Origin of the sequence: Arsukibacterium sp. (assembly GCF_033722355.1) — a bacterium.
In the GTDB taxonomy this organism is placed as follows: Bacteria; Pseudomonadota; Gammaproteobacteria; order Enterobacterales; family Alteromonadaceae; genus Alishewanella.
Genome location: NZ_JAWVZF010000206.1, coordinates 1 through 3,965 on the forward strand (window position 1 = coordinate 1; position 3,965 = coordinate 3,965).

A 3,965-nucleotide genomic window follows, 5' to 3' on the forward strand; every position below is an offset into this window, starting at 1 on the left:
CTACTACTGTTTTAATCAAATTGCGCATATAAGCTCCTTTAAAATGCATCGCGAGTTTACATGCAGATTATTTTTTTGCAACGGTAATTTATTGGTTGTAAAGATAAAAATTTTTGCTTCATTTAAGGTTCGCTACCCACGAATTACAACCCCAGATACCAGGTAGCAATGGAAAAATACAGCACTACCCCGGAAACGTCGGCAATAGAGGTAATTAGCGGGCCGCTGGCGGTGGCGGGGTCGAGCTTTAAGCGGCTGAGTAAAAAGGGTAACGATAAGCCGACCAGGCTGCCGACCATAACTACCAGCATCATGGTGGCGGCTACTACTATTGCAATGTCATAGCCCCCGCGCCACCAGCCTAGCCACACCACGGCAAACGCCATGGTGGCGCCGAGCAACCCTGCTACCAGACATTCCTTGGCCAGTAACGAGCCCCAGTCACGCAATTTAACATCACCGGTCGCCAGGGCCCGCACCATTAATGTGCCCGACTGCGCCCCGGCGTTACCGCTACTGGCAATTAGTAATGGCAAAAAGAACAACAACGCCAGATAGCTGGCAATGGTCTCTTCGAAATAGGCGATACCGGCGCCGGAAAAAATATTGCCAAATACCAGTACCACCAGCCAGAATACCCGCTTGCGATACAACAGGCCGATACTGGCGTCTTTAACATTGCTATCGAGCTTGCCAATGGTGGCCGTTTTGTGAAAGTCTTCTGTGGCCTCTTCTGCCGCAACATCCATCGCATCATCGTATGTCACAATGCCGACCATTTGTTGATTATCGTTCAGAATAGGTAGCGCCAGTAAATCATATTTCGCGACCATAGCCGCGACCTGCTCCTGTGCCATGTCGACCGTGGCATAGATAGGGTCATGATTCATCAGCTCATCTACCAGCATGCTAGCAGGCGCCAGAATAAGCTCTTTTAGCGACACTACGCCAATGAGTTTGCGCTCACTGTTAACCACGTAAGCGGAATAGATGGTTTCTTTGTCGGGGGCTTCGCGGCGCAGCACATCCAGTGCATCACGAACGTTAATATCCGGCGCCAGAATAGCGTAATCCGACGTCATAATGGCGCCGGCTGTGCCTTCCTGATGACTGGACAACTGCAGCAAGTCTTCCCGCTCTGCCTGTGCCAGGGCGGGTAGCAGCATTTCGCGCTGCTCATAAGTTAAGCGGTTAAATAAATCAGCCCGTTCATCTGATGACATCTGGCGGATTATCGGCGCCAGCTTGCGCCGGCTGACGCGGATAGCCAGCGCGACCTGCAGCTCGGCTGGTAAATAGCCAAACACTTCGGCCTGCTCTGCCCGGCGCAGGGCAGCCAGCAACAGCCACAGATCATCGAGCGGGAACTCAGAAATAGCAGCAGCATAGTCAGCCGGATGCACGTCTTCCAGCTGATCCTGCAGCAATTGCACCGTATTGTTTTCCAGCGCTTCCCGCAGCCGGTTAATCAGTACAGGTAATTCCATTACAACCTCTTAATTTAGATCTGGCATTCGATTGTCGGCTATGGCAGGCTCGCTTTATTAAGCCAAACTTCATCAAGCCTGGGGCAAACTGCTGTCAGCGTACTGCCTGCGCTACTGATATGATACCGGCTCCGCTTAAAGCTAACCATCAATCGTTCAGGAAAAACAACCTATTGCGTATTAAGCAGAAATTAACCATTATTTTAGGTTCAGGCATGCTGAATAACAATCGGGCCGGCAAAGCTATCACGGCGCCCGTCTCTATGCTCTGTTAGAATGTCAGAGCGGCAGTAAAAATACCGGACAAAATATGCAAGCACAACAAACTAGTAATATGCCGGCGCTCAGCCCCTGGTGGCTGCCTGTCGCCGTAGATTGTGATCAGAGCTGGCAGTATACCCTGGGGCCGCTAACCCTTTATCTGCAGCGGTTACGCGCTGAATGGCTACTCGGCTATACCGTCTCCCAGGAATTTGAAGATTATCATCTGTTGCGAAGTGGCAGTATCTCCAGGCTGCCTGAGCTGGAAAACCTGCAGCGCTTTATATTTCGCCAGTCACCGGGCCAGTTTTGTTTAAAGCCAACGTTGCTTGACCGGCCGGTGGTGGTTAAAACCCGCAAACAGCTTAATATTCCGCCAGGTGAGCAGGCGGTATTTTATATCAGCTCACCGGTAGTGGTCGAGGTTGCACTGCAACAACCTGATTGTAAACTGGCTGATATCACCAGCCAGCGTTTGTCCGATACCTGGTTTGGCCCTTCAACGCTGCACGGCGAATTATGTTACGCCGATAGAACCCGGGCCCGCCACAACCGGGCTGAACTGTCTGCCCGACCGCACCGCGCGGTTACTGCAGTGACGATAGAAAACAATGCTGATACCATGCTGGTGCTGGATAAGTTAAGTATTCCGGTGCCTTATCTGGCCCTGTATGGTTTAGCCGATGGTAGCCTGTGGACCGATCCGATTACTCTGCATCATGATGGCAATCATGCACTTACCCGCTTTAAAATAAGCAGACAACTGCCTGAAGGGGTAACCGAGCAAGACCGGATTAGTGCTCCGCGCCAGGCGATCGAAAAGCAGGGTCTGATCCGCGCCTTTACCGGTATATTTAATGACTAACAGGAGCGGCTGATAATGGAGCAATTTAGTGCTTATCTGCAATCTGAGCAGCTGATTAATATATTGCAGGCTGCAATCATGCTGGCAGCCGGTTTGCTGTTAGCCAGCCTGGCCAGTCGCGGGGTGCAGAAACTGGTTACCCGTAATTTTTCCCAGCATCATGCGGTGCTGTTTAAAAGGCTGGTTTACTGGCTGGTGCTGGCGTTGTTTTTTGCCTCAGCATTGCGCCAGCTGGGGTTTTCATTAGGCGTTCTGCTCGGTGCCGCCGGGGTGCTCTCTGTTGCCATTGGCTTTGCTTCACAAACCTCGGCATCGAATCTGATAAGCGGCTTATTTCTGATTGGCGAAAAGCCTTTTCAACTTGGTGATGTGATTAAAGTAGGAAATACCACTGGCGAAGTGTTATCTATTGATTTGTTGTCAGTCAAACTACGTACTTTTGATAATCTCTATGTCCGCATTCCTAATGAAAGCCTGATTAAAACTGAAATGACCAATCTGACCCGCTTCCCAATCCGGCGTTTTGATTTAATGATAGGAGTTGCCTATAAAGAAAATATCAGCCGGGTCAGGCAAGTACTGCAACAAGTCGCCGATGCAAATCCGCTTAGTCTGGATGAACCTGCGCCATTGTTTATTTTTAATGGCTTTGCTGATTCATCACTGAGTATTCAGTTCAGCGTCTGGACCAAACGGGAAAACTTCCGTGATCTTCGGAACAGTATTCAGGAAGAGGTAAAAATGGCCTTTGATAAGGCAGGTATCGAAATTCCGTTCCCGCAACGCACTGTCGTGTTTGGCCAGAACTCAGCACCTTTTACCGTTAACACGGTGGCTGAGGGCAAAGCCCCCGCTGCCCAAGGGGAATAAGCCGCATGACATATCGCTGTAAGGCAGCCCTAATCGTTTTGCTGGTCACAACGTTGCTGAATCAGGCTGCAGCAGTCGATAGCAGCTGCACCAGGTTATTTGACGAAGCCTCGTTACCCTCAGACGGCCTTACGATCAGCGCTGTTCACTTTGAGCAGCAAAACGTCTTTGATCTGAATGAGCGCGGTACTTTCTGGCTGCATCGCTTTGCCAATTACAGCCATGTGGTGTCAAAACAACTTACTATCAGCAACGATCTGCTGTTTGCGCCGCAAAGTCCGTTAGATTTAGCCGAGCTGGCAGAAACCGAGCGCATTCTGCGGGGCCGCAGCTATATTCGTGACGCCGATGTTACCGTTAGCCTGTATTGTCCTGAAAGTAACACAGTTGAAGTGCTGGTAAAAACCTGGGACAACTGGTCATTGCTGCCCAAAATCGATTTTTCCAGCGAGGGCGGTTCAACTGAATATTCGATTGGGATA

Annotated in this window: 3 protein-coding genes and 1 pseudogene; 3 read left to right on the forward strand and 1 reads right to left on the reverse strand. The window is 50.3% G+C overall.

Annotated features, from left to right (window positions below; genetic code table 11):
• Positions 1 to 143: 143 nt before the first annotated feature.
• Positions 144 to 1,487 (reverse strand): magnesium transporter, encoded by a 1,344-nt coding sequence (gene mgtE / locus R3177_RS13615; protein WP_318971565.1) that lies wholly within the window; start codon positions 1,485 to 1,487, stop codon positions 144 to 146.
• Between the two features lie 310 nt (positions 1,488 to 1,797).
• Here mgtE and R3177_RS13620 point away from each other — a divergent pair, with 310 nt between their 5' ends.
• The 3 genes and pseudogenes from R3177_RS13620 to R3177_RS13630 all read left to right on the forward strand — a co-directional run.
• Complete coding sequence (locus R3177_RS13620; protein ID WP_318971566.1) at positions 1,798 to 2,613, forward strand: DUF432 domain-containing protein; 816 nt, start codon at positions 1,798 to 1,800, stop codon at positions 2,611 to 2,613.
• 15 nt (positions 2,614 to 2,628) lie between these two features.
• On the forward strand, positions 2,629 to 3,483 hold the full coding sequence (locus R3177_RS13625; RefSeq protein ID WP_318971567.1) for a mechanosensitive ion channel family protein: 855 nt from the start codon (positions 2,629 to 2,631) through the stop codon (positions 3,481 to 3,483).
• A gap of 5 nt (positions 3,484 to 3,488) precedes the next feature.
• Positions 3,489 to 3,965: pseudogene (locus tag R3177_RS13630) on the forward strand (hypothetical protein); the annotation flags it as partial.

Excerpts from the sequence above, each read along its gene's own strand:
- mgtE (WP_318971565.1), bottom strand. The coding sequence starts at position 1,487 with ATGGAATTACCTGTACTGATTAACCGGCTGCGGGAAGCGCTGGAAAAC.
- R3177_RS13620 (WP_318971566.1), top strand. The coding sequence starts at position 1,798 with ATGCAAGCACAACAAACTAGTAATATGCCGGCGCTCAGCCCCTGGTGG.
- R3177_RS13625 (WP_318971567.1), top strand. The coding sequence starts at position 2,629 with ATGGAGCAATTTAGTGCTTATCTGCAATCTGAGCAGCTGATTAATATA.